The organism is Burkholderia sp. F1 (genome assembly GCF_050813845.1).
In the GTDB taxonomy this organism is placed as follows: domain Bacteria; phylum Pseudomonadota; class Gammaproteobacteria; order Burkholderiales; family Burkholderiaceae; genus Burkholderia; species Burkholderia ubonensis.
The window spans coordinates 1,733,452-1,748,843 of record NZ_CP172421.1; the positions used below are offsets into that span (position 1 = coordinate 1,733,452).

The 15,392-nt window shown below is 67.6% G+C and carries 14 protein-coding genes and 1 tRNA gene; 6 read left to right on the top strand and 9 right to left on the bottom strand.

Annotation, left to right across the window (positions count from 1 at the left end):
* Positions 1–24 precede the first annotated feature (24 nt).
* Positions 25–2,481, top strand: a complete 2,457-nt coding sequence (gene rnr / locus ACFIMZ_RS08310) for a ribonuclease R (RefSeq protein WP_431822196.1) — start codon at positions 25–27, stop codon at positions 2,479–2,481.
* A gap of 149 nt (positions 2,482–2,630) precedes the next feature.
* Positions 2,631–3,374, top strand: coding sequence for a 23S rRNA (guanosine(2251)-2'-O)-methyltransferase RlmB (gene rlmB / locus ACFIMZ_RS08315; protein ID WP_174964196.1), 744 nt, complete (start codon positions 2,631–2,633; stop codon positions 3,372–3,374).
* Between the two features lie 190 nt (positions 3,375–3,564).
* Here rlmB and ACFIMZ_RS08320 read toward each other — a convergent pair whose 3' ends face one another.
* Both ACFIMZ_RS08320 and ACFIMZ_RS08325 read right to left on the bottom strand, forming a co-directional pair.
* Positions 3,565–4,080 carry an N-acetyltransferase family protein gene (locus ACFIMZ_RS08320; RefSeq protein ID WP_431822197.1) on the bottom strand — a complete coding sequence of 172 codons (516 nt, stop codon included), beginning with the start codon at positions 4,078–4,080 and terminating at the stop codon, positions 3,565–3,567.
* A 138-nt stretch (positions 4,081–4,218) separates the two neighbouring features.
* On the bottom strand, positions 4,219–5,904 hold the full coding sequence (locus tag ACFIMZ_RS08325) for a long-chain-fatty-acid--CoA ligase (RefSeq protein ID WP_431822198.1): 1,686 nt from the start codon (positions 5,902–5,904) through the stop codon (positions 4,219–4,221).
* A gap of 251 nt (positions 5,905–6,155) precedes the next feature.
* Here ACFIMZ_RS08325 and ACFIMZ_RS08330 point away from each other — a divergent pair, with 251 nt between their 5' ends.
* From ACFIMZ_RS08330 to ACFIMZ_RS08345, 4 genes are all read left to right on the top strand, one after another.
* Positions 6,156–7,031: an N-acetylmuramoyl-L-alanine amidase gene (locus ACFIMZ_RS08330; protein ID WP_431822199.1), complete on the top strand. Its 876-nt coding sequence runs from the start codon at positions 6,156–6,158 to the stop codon at positions 7,029–7,031.
* Between the two features lie 85 nt (positions 7,032–7,116).
* Complete coding sequence (gene rpiA, locus ACFIMZ_RS08335) at positions 7,117–7,821, top strand: ribose-5-phosphate isomerase RpiA (protein ID WP_431822200.1); 705 nt, start codon at positions 7,117–7,119, stop codon at positions 7,819–7,821.
* A 253-nt stretch (positions 7,822–8,074) separates the two neighbouring features.
* The gene (locus ACFIMZ_RS08340) at positions 8,075–8,791 is read left to right on the top strand and encodes a FadR/GntR family transcriptional regulator (protein WP_431822201.1); all 717 of its coding nucleotides are present in this window, start codon (positions 8,075–8,077) and stop codon (positions 8,789–8,791) included.
* A 101-nt stretch (positions 8,792–8,892) separates the two neighbouring features.
* On the top strand, positions 8,893–9,879 hold the full coding sequence (locus ACFIMZ_RS08345; protein WP_431822202.1) for a Gfo/Idh/MocA family protein: 987 nt from the start codon (positions 8,893–8,895) through the stop codon (positions 9,877–9,879).
* A 34-nt stretch (positions 9,880–9,913) separates the two neighbouring features.
* On the opposite strand, the gene ACFIMZ_RS08350 is transcribed toward ACFIMZ_RS08345, so the two are convergent.
* From ACFIMZ_RS08350 to ACFIMZ_RS08380, 7 genes are all read right to left on the bottom strand, one after another.
* On the bottom strand, positions 9,914–10,609 hold the full coding sequence (locus ACFIMZ_RS08350) for an amino acid ABC transporter permease (protein ID WP_431822203.1): 696 nt from the start codon (positions 10,607–10,609) through the stop codon (positions 9,914–9,916).
* Between the two features lie 131 nt (positions 10,610–10,740).
* Entirely contained in the window at positions 10,741–11,535 is a 795-nt protein-coding gene (locus ACFIMZ_RS08355; RefSeq protein ID WP_431822204.1) for a cystine ABC transporter substrate-binding protein, read from the bottom strand.
* Between the two features lie 92 nt (positions 11,536–11,627).
* Positions 11,628–12,665, bottom strand: a complete 1,038-nt coding sequence (locus tag ACFIMZ_RS08360) for a quinone-dependent dihydroorotate dehydrogenase (protein ID WP_431822205.1) — start codon at positions 12,663–12,665, stop codon at positions 11,628–11,630.
* A gap of 132 nt (positions 12,666–12,797) precedes the next feature.
* On the bottom strand, positions 12,798–13,628 hold the full coding sequence (locus ACFIMZ_RS08365; protein ID WP_431822206.1) for an arginyltransferase: 831 nt from the start codon (positions 13,626–13,628) through the stop codon (positions 12,798–12,800).
* Positions 13,629–13,661: 33 nt separating this feature from the next.
* Entirely contained in the window at positions 13,662–14,426 is a 765-nt protein-coding gene (gene aat / locus ACFIMZ_RS08370; RefSeq protein WP_431822207.1) for a leucyl/phenylalanyl-tRNA--protein transferase, read from the bottom strand.
* 10 nt (positions 14,427–14,436) lie between these two features.
* Positions 14,437–14,982 (bottom strand): NUDIX hydrolase, encoded by a 546-nt coding sequence (locus tag ACFIMZ_RS08375; RefSeq protein ID WP_010092485.1) that lies wholly within the window; start codon positions 14,980–14,982, stop codon positions 14,437–14,439.
* A gap of 161 nt (positions 14,983–15,143) precedes the next feature.
* Positions 15,144–15,220: transfer RNA gene (locus ACFIMZ_RS08380), tRNA-Met, on the bottom strand.
* Positions 15,221–15,392: the final 172 nt, after the last annotated feature.

The following is a 15,392-nucleotide window of genomic DNA, read 5'->3' on the forward strand; positions in this document are numbered from 1 at the left end:
ACGAGAACAACCATCGACAAGCCCTTGAGCAAATATCCGTACCCCATCCCGAGCCGTGAAGAGATTCTCGGCGTGCTGCGTACGAGCGACGCGCCTCTCGCCGCGAACGACATCGCCGAGGCGCTGTCGATCAAGCGCCAGGAGCGCGAAGGGTTCTTCCGGCGCGTCGCCGCGATGGAGCGCGACGGCCAGATCCGGCTCGACAAACGCGGCCATTACCAGTTGACCCATCCGTCGAACTTCGTCGCCGGGCGCGTGCAGGGCCATCGCGACGGCTACGGGTTCGTGATCCGCGACGACGGCCAGGACGATCTGTTCCTGCCGAACGGCGAGATGCAGAAGGTGATGCACAACGACCGCGTGCTCGCGCGGATCGTCGGCTACGACCGACGCGGCCGGCCGGAAGGCCATGTGGTCGAGGTCACCGACCGCGCGAACAAGCGCGTGATCGGCCGCCTGCTCAACGAGAACGGCGCGCTGATCGTCGCGCCGGAAGACAAGCGCATCGGCCACGACATCCTGATCACGCAGAACGTGAAGAAGGCGAAGGTCGGGCAGGTCGTGGTCGTCGAGCTGACCGAATTCCCGAGCCGTCATTCGCAGCCGCTCGGCCGCGTGGTCGAGGTGCTCGGCGACATCGACGATCCCGGCATGGAGATCGAGATCGCGGTGCGCAAGTACGGCGTGCCGCACGAATTCAGCCAGCCCGCGCTCGACGACGCGGCCGCGCTGCCGGACAAGGTGCGGCCCGCCGACCTGCGGTTCCGCGTCGACCTGCGCGACGTGCCGCTCGTCACGATCGACGGCGAGGACGCGCGCGACTTCGACGATGCGGTCTATTGCGAGCCGGTCAAGGTCGGCCGCGGCGACGGCTTCCGCCTGATCGTCGCGATCGCCGACGTGTCGCATTACGTGCAGCCGGGCAGCGGGCTCGACGGCGACGCGGTCGAGCGCAGCACGTCGGTGTATTTCCCGCGGCGCGTGATCCCGATGCTGCCTGAGAAGCTGTCGAACGGGCTGTGCTCGCTGAATCCGCAGGTCGATCGCTGCGTGCTCGCGTGCGACATCGTGATCACCGCGCGCGGCGAGATCAAGGCCTACCAGTTCTACCCGGCCGTGATCCATTCGGCCGCGCGCCTCACGTACACGGAAGTTGCGGCGGTGCTCGCGAACACGAAGGGGCCGGAGGCCGCGCGCCGCGCCGAGCTGCTGCCGCACCTGCAGAACCTGTACGGCGTCTACAAGGCGCTGTTCGCCGCACGCCAGAAGCGCGGCGCGATCGACTTCGATACGACCGAGACGTACATCGTCTGCAACACGCAGGGCAAGATCGAGCAGATCCTGCCGCGCCAGCGCAACGACGCGCACCGGCTGATCGAGGAGTGCATGCTGGCCGCGAACGTGTGCGCGGCCGACTTCCTGAAGCGCAACAAGCATCCGGGGCTGTACCGCGTGCACGCGGGGCCGACCGCGGAGAAGCTCGAGAACCTGCGCGCGTTCCTGCGCGGGATGGGGCTGACGCTCGGCGGCGGCGACACGCCGCACGCGAGCGACTATGCGGCGCTGATGGCGCATATCCGCGACCGGCCCGACGCGCAGATGCTGCAGCCGATGCTGCTGCGCTCGATGCAGCAGGCGGTCTACAGCCCGGACAACATCGGCCACTTCGGTCTCGCGTACGAAGCCTATGCGCACTTCACGAGCCCGATCCGCCGCTATCCGGACCTGCTCACGCACCGCGCGATCTACGCGATCCTGTCCGGCAAGAAGTATGTGCCGAAGGCGCCGGACGGCGTCGAGCTGAACACCGCGCTGTCGCCGCGCGCCCGCGCGATGCAGCAGGCCGACGACGAGGCGCGCAACCGCTCGCGCACGACGAACACCGCGATCTGGGAAGAACTCGGGCTGCACTGCTCGGCGAACGAGCGGCGCGCGGACGAAGCGTCGCGCGACGTCGAGGCGTGGCTCAAGTGCTACTTCATGCGCGACAAGCTCGGCGAGGAATACGGCGGGATGGTGAACGGCGTCACGTCGTTCGGCATCTTCGTGCAGCTCGACACGCTGTTCATCGAAGGGCTCGTGCACGTCACGGAGCTCGGCTCGGACTACTTCCAGTACGACGAGATCAAGAACGAGCTGCGCGGCGAGCGCACCGGCATCCGCTATCGCCTGTCGGACCGGGTGCGCGTGCAGGTGAGCCGCGTCGACCTCGACGCGCGCAAGATCGATTTCCGGCTCGTGCGCGACACGCCGGTGAAGGCGCCGCGTCCGGCGGCGGCACCCGTGGCCGGCGGCGCGGATCGCGGCGGCCCGCGCGTGCGCGCGCTGCCGCCGGCCGATGAGCCGGCGCGCGGCAAGAAGGCCGCAAGCGCGCCGAGCGTGGCCGTCAAGGAAGTGCGGGCGGTGCGCGCCGCCGCGAAGAAGAAGGGCGCATCGGCGAAGCCGGCCGCGAAGAAGGCGCGCGCCCGCAAGAAGTACTGAACGACGGGGCGGCGCGCGAGCGCCGCGCCGGCGGCATCGAGAGACGCCGCGTGACCGGTCATGGGCCGGGCGCGCGGCGCTTTCCTTTTCCATGGATTGTGGCCGTGCGCGTTGCGCGGCCGCGCGTTTGATCGAAGGTTGTTCCAGTCATGTCACGTCTGAAGGTTCTTTACGGTTTTCATGCGGTGACCGCACGCTTGCGGCACGATGCGTCGACGGTTGCGGAGGTGCTGTACGACCAGACGCGCCGCGACCGCCGCATGCAGGATTTCCTGCACGCCGCGAAGGAAGCGGGCGTGCGGCTGATCGCGGCCGACGAGACGCGCCTGTGGGGGCTCGCGCACACCGAGCGCCATCAGGGCGTCGTCGCGCGCGTCGAGGACATTCCGCTCGCGCAGAACCTGTCCGAGCTGCTCGACGGCATCCAGGGCCCGGCGCTGCTGCTCGTGCTCGATGGCGTCACCGATCCGCACAACCTCGGCGCGTGCCTGCGTGTGGCCGATGCGGCCGGCGCGCATGCGGTGATCGCGCCGCGCGACCGTGCGGTCGGCCTGAACGCGACCGCGGCGAAGGTCGCGAGCGGCGCGGCCGACACGGTGCCGTACATCACGGTGACGAACCTCGCGCGTGCGCTGCGCGAGCTGAAGGAAGCCGGCGTGTGGATCATCGGCACGTCGGACGAGGCGTCGGCGACGCTCTACGACATCAAGCTCGACGGCCCGGTCGCGCTGGTGATGGGCGCGGAAGGCGAGGGCATGCGCCGGCTTACGCGCGATACCTGCGACGAAGTGATGAGCATTCCGATGGCCGGCAGCGTCGAAAGCCTGAACGTGTCGGTCGCGAGCGGCGTGTGCCTGTACGAAGCGGTGCGGCAGCGGCGCGTGAAGGCGTGACGTCCGGAGATCGAAGCGTTACTGCTTTGATTTCTTGACGTTCACCGCGTCAAAAGGCCCACACGGAAGATTCACCGGTGTGGGCCTTCTTCGTTTTTCTGCTCGATTGGGACGTCGTTGCCTCGCGGCTCGCCAAGTGAGCATTCATTGCCGAGCCGGATCGGCCTCTCACGCAGGATCAGGCGAATGCCTAGGCCTGCAACACATAGCGGTGGTCTACGACCGGCGTTGCTCCGATGGTGCTCGACTCGGTTCCCGCGTACTGCCAGCCGTACCGCTCGTAGAAGGCAATGGCGCTGGCGTTGCCTTCGAGCACGAAGAGATGCAGCCTGCTTTCACCGATCTCGCGGGTCCAGGCGCGCGCGGCCTGGATCAGCATCCTTCCCGCGCCGTGACCCTGATACCCCGCAAGAACGTGCAGGCAATTGAGCAACACGCCGTCGTGTGGATCCCGCACGTTTTCCGCCGAAACGAAGCCGATCGGCGCGCCCTCCGCTTCGGCAATTCTGACCATGCCCCATTCGGCTTCCGGACGGGCGAAATAAGCGGTCCATCTGGACAGGTGCTCGTCGGACAGATCGCGCTCGAGATAGTCCGCGGGAAGGATGTGCCGATAGGCGCGTTGCCAGCTCAGTGTATGCAGCGTGGCAATGGTCCGGGCATCGTCGGGGTTGGCGTGACGGAGAGTGACCTGCATGGCTGACATGGTGCGCGTCCGCTCGGTGGGTAGGCGGAAAGTATATCAAGCGGGCCATGGCGCGAGACGCCGGTCAGGATCGGGGGCGCACTGTGTTCGCGCGCGCCGATCGCACGGTCCCCTCGTCGACCACTCCCGCCGAAGCGCTTACGCAGCCTGCCCGTGCTCGTCCCGCAGCTCCCGCCGCAGGATCTTGCCGATATTGGACTTCGGCAGGCTGTCGCGGAATTCGATGTACTTCGGCTTCTTGTATCCCGTGAATTCCTTCTTGCAGTAAGCCATCAACGCCTCGGTGGTGAGCGCCGGATCGCGCCGCACGACGAACAGCTTCACCGCCTCGCCCGAATTCGGATCCGGGACGCCGACGCATGCGCATTCGACCACGCCCGGATGCGCGGCTACGACGCTTTCGATCTCGTTCGGGTACACGTTGAAGCCCGACACGAGGATCATGTCCTTCTTGCGGTCGACGATGCGCACGTAGCCGTGCTCGTCCATCACGCCGATGTCGCCCGACCTGAAGAAGCCGTCGGGTGTCATCACCTGCGCGGTCTCGTCGGGGCGGTTCCAGTAGCCGGCCATCACCTGCGGGCCGCGGATCGCGATCTCGCCGGGCTGCCCTTGCGCAACGGGTTCGTCGTTCTCGCCGAGGAGCACGATGTCGGTCGACGGCACCGGCAAGCCGATCGTGCCGGTGAACGCGCCGAGCGTCGGGGGATTCAGCGTCACGCTGGGCGACGTCTCCGACAGGCCGTAGCCTTCGAGGATCGGGCAGCCGGTCGTCTTCATCCAGCGCGCGCTGACGACCTCCTGCACGGCCATCCCGCCGCCGAGCGTGATCCGCAGTCCCGAGAAATCGAGCGCGGCGAACCCGGGATGGTTGAGCAGCGCGTTGAACAGCGTGTTCACGCCCGGGAAGAAGTTCACGCGATGCCGCGACAGCTCCTTGACGAACCCGTCGACGTCGCGCGGATTCGGAATCAGCAGGTTCATCGCGCCCCAGCGCGCGCCCATCAGCATGCACGCGTTCAGCGCGAGGATGTGATAGAGCGGCAGCGCGCAGACGGTCACGAGCGCGTCGATCTGCGGCGCCTTGCGCAGCGCCGGCTGGCTCCACGCGTCGTTCTGCAGGATGTTCGCGATCACGTTGCGGTGCGTGAGCGTCGCGCCTTTCGACACGCCGGTGGTGCCGCCCGTGTATTGCAGGAACGCAACGTCGTCGTGATTCAGCGCGGCAGGCTGGAACGGCTGCCGTGCGCCGTCCCGCAGCGCCGTGCGAAACGGCGTCGCGCCGGGCAGGCGATACGGCGGCACCAGCTTCTTCACGCGGCGCGCGACGAAGTTGACGACCGTGCCGCGGAGCGGGCCGAGCAGGTCGCCCAGCGACGCGACGACGACGTGCCGGACGTCGGTTCGCGCGACCACCTGCTGCAGCGTCGTCGCGAAGTTCTCGAGCACGACGATCGCTTCCGCGCCCGAATCGTGGAGCTGGTGCTCGAGTTCGCGCGGCGTATAGAGCGGATTGACGTTGACGACGGTATAGCCTGCGCGCAACGCCGCGGCGACCGCGATCGGATACTGCAGCACGTTCGGCATCATCACCGCGACGCGGGCGCCCTTGCGCAGCCCGCGATGTTGAAGCCATGCGCCGAGATTGCGCGAGTACGTGTCGAGTTCCGCGTAGGTCATCGTGCGCCCCATGCACGCATACGCGTTGCGTGCGGCGAACGTGGCGAACGATTCGTCGAGCAGGTGCGCGAGCGACGGGTAGCGATCGGGATCGACGGTCGCGGGAACGCCCTCGGGGTAGGACTTCAGCCAGATTCTTTCCATCGTGGTTCTCTCAGTGTCGCGACGCTCGCGCGTGTTGCTTTGTCGGTATCGGGAGCGCGTTGCTGCTCCTCGGCGGACGCCGATTGTCGCGGGAACGCCTGCCCGTGACAAGTCGATGACGCGAGCCGGCTCCCTGCCGGGGAAGCGGCCCGTCTCGCCCGGGACGGCGACCGCGCGCGGCGGACTCGCTAGAATGGCGGGCAGCGCCGGCCGATAGGGCCGGCGCACGCCGCTCCCCCGGATGCCGATCCATGAGACTTATCATTCGCGGCGCGTTCTGCGCCGGCCTCTGCATGCTGGCCGCGTGCACGTCCCCGTCGCTCGTCGGGCGCGGTACCTACTTCGCCGATACGAGCCATCACGCGCAGGGCGCCGATGCGCGTATCCGTTTTCTCGTGATGCACTACACCGAGAGCGGCGAAGCGCAATCGCTGCGCACGCTGACGGGCGACGCGGTCAGCGCGCACTACGTCGTGCCGGCGCAGCCGCGCATCGAATGGGGCAAGCCGGTCGTCTATCAGCTCGTTCCGGAAGCGCAGCGCGCGTGGCACGCGGGCGTCAGCGCATGGCAGGGCGCGACGGAGCTGAATGCGGCGTCGATCGGCATCGAGAACGTCAACGGCGGCCCGGCCGACACGCCGCAGGGCCGCACCTGGCAGCCGTATCCGCCGGAGCAGGTCGATGCGCTGATCCGCCTGTCGCAAGACATCGTCGCGCGCTACCCGATCCCGCCGACGCGCGTCGTCGGGCACAGCGACATCGCGCCGCAGCGCAAGATCGACCCGGGGCCGGCGTTCCCGTGGCGCGCGCTCGCGCAGGCCGGCGTCGGCGCATGGCCGGACGACGCGACGGTCGCCGCGCGCCTGGCCGGCCGCGATCCGCATGCGGCGGTCGACGTGCGCGGGCTGCAGCTCAAGCTCGCGCGCTACGGCTACGACGTGCCGACGGACGGCGTGCTCGACGAGCGTACGCGCCGCGTGTTCGCCGCGTTCCAGATGCATTTCCGGCCGTCCGACTACGCGGGCAACCCGGACGCGGAGAGCGACGCGATCGCGCAGGCGCTGCTCGACAAGTATTTCCCTGGCCAGGCGCCGGCCGAAGACGGGGCGGCCTCCGGCGCACCCTGAGCGCGACGTGGGCCGGAAACGCGCGGACAGCCGCCCGACTCCGGTAAACTGGCGGTTTTCCGCAATCGCACAGCATCACCCTCCCATGACTCAAGACGAACTCAAACGCCTCGTCGGCCAGGCCGCGGCCGATTACGTGATCCAGAACGTGCCGGAAGGCGCGGTGATCGGCGTCGGCACCGGCTCGACCGCCAACTGCTTCATCGACGCGCTGGCCGCCGTCAAGTCGCGCTATCGCGGCGCGGTGTCCAGCTCGGTCGCGACGACCGAGCGCCTGAAGGCGCACGGCATCACGGTGTTCGACCTGAACGACGTCGAATCGCTGCAGGTGTACGTCGACGGCGCGGACGAGATCGACGCGAGCGGCGCGATGATCAAGGGCGGCGGCGGCGCGCTTACGCGCGAGAAGATCGTCGCGTCGGTGGCCGATACGTTCGTGTGCATCGCCGACGCGAGCAAGCGCGTGCCGGTGCTCGGCGCATTCCCGCTGCCGATCGAAGTGGTGCCGATGGCGCGCACCGCGATCGGCCGGCGCGTGACGGCGGCCGGCGGCGTGCCGGTGCTGCGCGTGACGAAGGACGGCGCGCCGTACATCACCGACAACGGCAACGAGATCATCGACGTGAAGGGCCTGCAGATCACCGATCCGCGCGGCTTCGAATCGGAGGTCAACGCATGGCCGGGCGTCGTGACGGTCGGCCTGTTCGCGGCGCGCGGCGCGAACCTGTGCCTGCTCGGCACGGAGACCGGCGTCGAGACTATCGTTTATCCGGACATTTGTAAGAAATGAAAAGCAGTGCGTAATGCACTGCATGTTTAAATTTTGTTGAAAATCGCGGCCCGGCAAGCGCAGAGCGCTTCCCGGGCTTTTTTGGATGCCTTATAAATCCCCCCCGAAAGTAAGAGGGATAACCCTGTCAGGTGTTTACCAGATAGCGTAACGGCCTCGAAACTCATCAACTTATAGATCATAAGAACAGTCGTAACCAGGGCCGGCGGAACTGCGGAGCAGGTATTCGCAAATCGACGCACGGGGAGGTGTCATGGAGCAGGGCAAAGACCGGTCACTGGTCGCCAAAGTGATGGATGGACTTGTCGCGGGCATTGTCGAGGACAAGTACGGCGGCATTTTGCCGCCGCAGGATGTGCTGTCGAAGGAATTCGACGTGAGCCGCACGGTCATGCGTGAGGCATTGTCGATGTTGCTGGCGCGCGACATGCTCGACGTCCGTCCGAAAGTCGGTACGCGCGTTCGGCCCATGCGCGACTGGCGCATGATCGACGAGGACGTTGTGAGCTGGCGGTTTCGGGCGAAACCCGATCCCCAGTTCATGCGCGACGTCATCGAATTCAGGATGCTGATCGAGCCGCGCGCGACCGCGCAGGCGGCCGTGCGCGCGAGCGCGGCCGAGGTCGCCGGCATTCGCGAGGCGTTCGAGGCATTCAAGGCGCTGCTGCCGGGCGACCCCGGCTACGATGCGGCCGACGAACTGCTGCATACGCGGATCGTGCACGCGAGCGGCAATCAGTTCTTCCAGCAGATGGCGGCGATCGTCCGCGGCGCGGTGCGGCTCGTGAATCCGCGGGTCGTGCAGAAGGAGGGCGCGCACGACGTGGCGCTCAAGGCGCACGCGCGCGTGGTCGACGCGATCGAACGCCGCGATCCGCGCGAGGCCGAGGCGGCGTCGCTCTCGCTGATCGACTTCAGCGCCGACGAAATCTCGCGGGACTTTTCCGTCGACGTGCCCGTGCGAGCCTGACCCGGCGCATTCCGTTCATCCGGCCGGCGGCTTGCCGTTTATCATGACGCCCGGCCGGCATGGTGCCGGCCATCGTCACACGACCGACACGGATGATCCGGATGAAAGACCTCGAATCACGCCCGGTGCGCTTCGGCATCGTCGGCGCAGGCAGCATCGCGCGCCGCTTCGCGCAGAGCCTCGCGCACGTACCGGGCGCCGCGCTGGCAGGCGTCTGGGCGCGTCGCGCCGACGCCGCGGCGGCTTTCTGCGCGACCCATGGCGGCGCCCCCGCCGCCAGTCTCGACGCGCTCCTCGCGAGCGACGTCGATGCGATCTACATCGCGACGCTCCATGACAGTCATGCGCAATACGCGCTGGCGTCGCTTGCGGCCGGCAAGGCCGTGCTGTGCGAAAAGCCCGCGACGCTCAATGCGGCGCAGCTCGAGGCCGTGCTGCGCGCGGCACGCGACGCCGGCCGGCTGTTCATGGAGGCGATGAAGCCGCCGTTTTTCCCGCTGTACCGGAAGCTGCGCGCGCAGCTGCGCGACGACCCGATCGGCGAGATCCGGCTCGTGCGGGCCGGCTGCGCGTCATCGGGCGTGCCCGGCGACCATCCGGTGTATCGCCTCGAACAGGCGGGCGGCGCGCTGCTCGATATCGGCATCTACGAGACGTTTCTCGCGGTCGACTGGCTCGGCGCGCCACTCGACGTGCAGACGCTGGGGCGAGTCGGCGCGACGGGCGTCGACGTGTTCGCGAGCCTCAACAGCCGCCACGCGAACGGCGGCATCGCGCAGCTGTTCTGCGGGCTCGACGTGATGGGGCGCGGCGACGCGCTGCTGGCCGCGGCGGGCGGGCACGTGACGATCCACGAGAAATGGTGGAATCCGGCGCGCGCGACGATCTGCTATGCGGATGGCCGGGTGGTCGAGCTCGATGCGCCGTTCGACGGCGGCGGCCTCAACTACGAGACCGCGCATTTCTGCGACCTGCTGCGTGCGGGGCAGACCGAAAGCCCGGTGATGACGCACGATCATTCGCGGCGGATGATCGCGATGACCGATGCGGCGCGCGCCGCGCTCGGCGTGCGCTATCCGGGGGAGTAAGGCGGCGGTCCGGCGCGTGATGCAACGTGACGCGTCAGTGCCGCGCCGGCAGCGAGAGCCGCTTTTCGTACCAGCGCTGTACCCATTCGAGGATCTGGCACAGCACCCAGTACACGGCGGCGGCGGCCAGATACAGCGGCAGCGGCTGGTAGGTCGCGGCGATCACTTCCTGCGCGCTGCGCAGCAGCTCGGTGACGGTGATCACCGACACGAGCGACGTGTCCTTGATCAGGCTGATCAGGCTGTTCGACAGGCTCGGCACGGCGATGCGCAGCGCCTGCGGGCCGATCACGTAGCGCAGCGTCTGCCCCCAAGACAGCCCGAGGCTGTACGCGGCGAGCCACTGGCCGCGGTGGATGCCGTTGATCGCGCCGCGCATGCTTTCGGACATGTAGGCGGCGACGTTGGCGGACAGCGCGATGACGCCCGCGGGCGTCGGATCGAGCGAGATGCCGAGGCTCGGCAGCCCGTAATAGATCACGAAGATCTGCACGAGCAGCGGCGTGCCGCGCATCACGCTGACATAGGCGCGCGCGAGCGCCGCGAGCGTGTTGACGACGACGCGTTCGAAGCCGGAGGTGATGCCGTCGCTTTGCCGGATGCCCATCATCGCCAGCATGACGGCGCCCAGCAGGCCGAACACCATCGACAGGATGGCGAACTTGACGGTCAGCACGGCCCCTTGGGCGAGTACCGGCAGCGATTGGACGAGCAGGGAAGTGGTCGACATGGAGTGCTAAGCGGGTGCATGCGCGAAAGCGCAATCATAAACCGGGCGAAAAAACAAAGGGCGGCATCGTTGGGGATGCCGCCCTTTCGACCCGCCTTCCGGCGGGTATGCTGGCGAGCTTGCCTGGGTGCTTACTTGATCGGCTTCGTCACGTCGATGCCGAACCACTTGTCCGAGATCTTCGTGAAGGTGCCGTCGGCTTCGAGCTGCGCCATCGCGTCGCCGATCGCCTTCTCGAACTTCGGGTTGCCCTTCTTGAACGGAATGCCCGACGGGTTCGCCGACCCGACGTTCGCGCCCGGGCGCAGCGGCAGCTGCGCGTTCTTCGTCAGGTACGCGAGCATCAGGCGGTCGTTGAGCGCCGCGTCGAGACGGCCTGCCGCGAGATCGCGCAGGTATTCGGGCGCGCCCGGATACGTCTTCACGTCGATGCCTGGCACCGACTTCGCCATGTCCATGTAGTTCGTACCGAGCGCGACGCCGAGCTTCTTGCCCTTCAGGTCGTCGAGCGACTTGAACTGGCGGGTGTCGTCCTTGCGCTGGATCAGCTGCGCGGACGAATAGGTGTACGCCGGCGAGAAGTCGAGCGTTTCCTTGCGCTTGTCGGTAATGCCGACCTGGTTGGCGATCACGTCGAACTTGCCCGCCTGCAGGCCCGCGATGATGCCGCTCCATTCGGTCGTGACGAATTCCGGCTTCACGCCGAGCTTGGCCGCGATGGCCTTCGCGATGTCGACGTCGAAGCCGACCAGCTCGCCCTGCGGGCTCTTCGAGTTGAACGGCGGGAACGTACCCTCGAGGCCGACCCGCAGCGTGCCGCGCTGTTTCACTTCGTCGAGGAGGTCGGCCGCATGCGCGGTCGCGGCGGTGAACGACGCGCCGATCAGGCCGGCGACCAGCAGTTTTTTCAGCAGCGCAATTTTCATCGTGTATTTCCTTACCCGGTCCGGGTCAATGATTCGGGTCGATGATAGCGAAAACGCTATCAGTGGCGAAATATAGTTTGCTTATGCCTATATTACGACGCCCGTGCGCCGGCCACTGCCTTCACGCATTCGGCGACGAGCGACGGGCCGCGGTAGATGAAGCCGGTGTACAGCTGGACGAGCGACGCGCCGGCCGCGAGCTTCGCCTGTGCGTCCGCGCCGGAGAAGATGCCGCCGACCCCGATGATCGGCACCGCGCTGCCGACTTCGGCGTGCAGCTTGCGGATCACCTCGTTCGACGCCTCGAACACCGGCCGCCCGGACAGGCCGCCGGCCTCGTCCGCGTGCGGCAGGCCCTGCACCGCGGCGCGCGACAGCGTCGTGTTGGTGGCGATCACCGCCTCGATCTTGTGGCGCAGCAGCGTGTCGGCAATTTCCTTGACCTGCTCGTCGTCGAGGTCCGGCGCGATCTTCAGCGCGAGCGGCACGAGCTTGCCGTGCAGGTCGGCGAGGCGCTGCTGCTTGTCCTTGAGCGCCGCGAGCAGCGCGTCCAGCTCGCCCGCGCCCTGCAGCTGGCGCAGGTTCTTCGTGTTCGGTGACGAGATGTTGATCGTCACGTAGCTCGCGAACGGATAGACGCGCTCGAGGCAGTACAGGTAGTCGTCGGCGGCGCGCTCGATCGGCGTGTCGGCGTTCTTGCCGATATTCAGCCCGAGGATGCCGCGGTAGCGGGCCGCCTGGACGTTCTTCACGAACTGGTCGACGCCGCTGTTGTTGAAGCCCATCCGGTTGATCAGCGCATCGGCCTGCGGCAGCCGGAACATGCGCGGGCGCGGGTTGCCGGGCTGCGGGCGCGGCGTGACCGTGCCGACTTCGATGAAGCCGAAGCCGAGCGCCGCGAGGCCGTCGATCGCCGCGCCGTCCTTGTCGAGGCCGGCTGCGAGGCCGACCGGGTTGCGGAACGTGAGTCCCATCACGGTGCGCGGCGCGTCGGGCACGCGGGCCGACAGCGCGCAGGCGAGGCCGGTGCGGCCGGCCGCGCCAAGCGCGCGCAGCGTGAGGTGGTGAGCATCTTCCGCATCCATCTTGAACAGGGATGCGCGGGCCAGCGGATAGAGGGAACTGAACACGGGAATGGGCGACAGCCGAAAATATGACAACCGGCTATTTTACCGGGAGTTGCGCGTCCGGGGCGGCCTTCGCCTGACGCGCGCCGTGACGGCCGGATCGCGTGGCGCACGGCGCCGCGCCGCGCGCGCGTGTCAGACCGAGCCGGAATGCCCGCCGGGGAGCGGCGCGCGCGCGAGCGCCGCGTCGACGGGCGGCAGGTCGAGCCGTTCCGGATCGAGAACCTTCCAGCGCCCGTCGATCAGCCCTTCGAGCGGATGGAAATTCGCCTTGTACGCCATCTTCGGGCTTTCACGGATCCAGTAGCCGAGATACACGTAGGGCAGGCCGAGGCTTTTCGCCTGCTCGATCTGCCAGAGGATGTTGTAGGTGCCGTAGCTCGTATGCGGGTCGTCCGGCTCGAAGAACGTGTACACGGACGAGAGCCCGTCGCCGAGGATGTCGATCATGCTGACCATGCGCAGCTGGCCGGGCTCGCCGCCCGGTGCATCGAGGTCGCGAAATTCGACGAGGCGCGAATTGATCCGGCTTTGCAGCAGGAACTGCTCGTACTGGTCGCGGCTGTCGCGGTCCATCCCGCCGCCCGCGTGGCGCGCGGATTGGTAGCGCATGTAGAGCGCGTAATGCTCTTCGTCGTAATGCAGCGGCGACACCGTCGCGATCAGCGCGCGGTGCCGCTTCCACATCCGCCGTTGCGTGCGGCTCGGCGTGAACGCCGCGACCGGCACGCGGACCGGCACGCACGCGCGGCAGCCGTCGCAGTACGGCCGGTAGGTGAAGACGCCCGAACGCCGGAAGCCGGCCTTGACGAGCTCGGTGTAGATGTCGGAATTGATCAGGTGGCTCGGCGTCGCGACTTGCGAGCGCGCGACGCGGCCGTCCAGATAACTGCACGGGTAGGGCGCCGTTGCATAGAATTGCAGCGCCGAAAGCGGTGAAAGCGGCAGCTCAGTCGGATGAGTCATGGGCAGCTCTCGTGGCAAGGAGGGAGTGCCGCGCTAGCGCTCGTTTCCGGCGCGGGCCGCCGGTTCGTCGCGGCCCGCCAGCGTGGCGAGCACGCGCTTGTCGAACTGCCACGGTATCGGCGGTTCGGCCACCGCGCGGCGCACGTGAGCGACGAAGGCCTTGCGTGCGATCTCGCGGCCGCCGAGCGACGCTAGATGCGACGTATTCTGCTGGCAGTCTATCATTTCCAGCCCGTGCTCGCGAAGGTGCGCGACGAGCGTGGCCAGCGCGATCTTCGACGCGTCGGTGACGTCCGCGAACATCGATTCGCCGAAGAACATCCGCCCGAACGCGACGCCGTAGAGCCCGCCGACGCGCCGTCCGTCATGCCAGGTCTCGATGCTGTGCGCGTTGCCGGCGCGATGGAGCGACGTGTACGCGTCGATGATCTCCGCAGTGATCCAGGTGCCGCGCTGGCCGCGGCGCGGCGCCTGCGCGCAGGCGCGCATCACGCCGGCGAAATCGTGGTCGACCCGCACCTCCCACGCTGGTTCGCGCAACACGCGCCGCAGCGTCTTCTTCAGCGACGGCGACACCTTGAACTCGGCCGGCGCGAGGATCATCCGCGGGTCGGGGCTCCACCACAGCACCGGCTGGCCGTCCGAATACCACGGGAAGATGCCGCGCTGGTAGGCGTCGATGAGGCGCGACGGCAGCAGGTCGGCGCTGGCGGCGAGCAGCCCCGGTGCGCCGGTTGCCGGACCGAGTGCCCGGTCGACGGGCGGAAACGGATCGTCTGGGCCGAGCCAGGGGACCATGGGGGGGCGCTCAGCCGTTGCGCAGCGAGCGGAAGATGTCGCCGGTGTGGACGCCGTAGTCGCCGGCGGCACGGTCGGCAAAGAAGAATCGCAGGGTCTGGCTGACGGTCGGGAACGCGATTTCGTCCCACGGAATGTCGGCCTCGTCGAACAGCTTCACCTCGAGGCTTTCCTCGCCGGCCTCGAACGCCGGATCGACGAGACGCGCCAGATAGAAAAGGTGCACCTGGTGCACGTGCGGCACGTTGAGCAGCGTAAAGAGATTCTGCACCTCGACGCGCGCGCCGGCTTCCTCCAGCGTTTCGCGCGCGGCGGCCTCGGCGGTCGTCTCGCCCATTTCCATGAAGCCCGCCGGCAGCGTCCAGAAGCCGTAGCGCGGCTCGATCGCGCGGCGGCACAGCAGCACTTGCTCGCCCCACACGGGGACCGTGCCGACGACGTTGCGCGGATTCTGGTAGTGGATCGTGCCGCATTGATCGCAAACGAAGCGCTCGCGGTTGTCGCCCGGAGGAATGCGCGCGATGACTTCGTGACCGCAGACGGAGCAGAATTTCATGTCGTGTGGAAGGGACGAGGTGATGCGAGTGTATCACCGGGGCGGCGCATTCTCGAACGGTCGAGTCGCCCGGAGGCCGGCGCGCGGGCGTGGCGCAAAGCGCGCGCGGAAAACAAAAAGCCCGGCACTTTGGCCGGGCTTCCTGCATGAATCGGGACGCTTGGTTGCGGGGGTAGGATTTGAACCTACGACCTTCGGGTTATGAGCCCGACGAGCTGCCAGACTGCTCCACCCCGCGTCCGTCGAAGAATTGAATTATAAGGAAGTGCTTTCGGATGTGCAAGCACTTTCTGACAACCAGCTTGTGGGGCCGGTACGGCGGGCCGTGCGCTAGAATCGAACGGTTTGTGTCGACACCCCGGCAGCGGCGCTGCGCGCGATGGCAGCGGTCCTGGCTGCGCCTCCTTTTC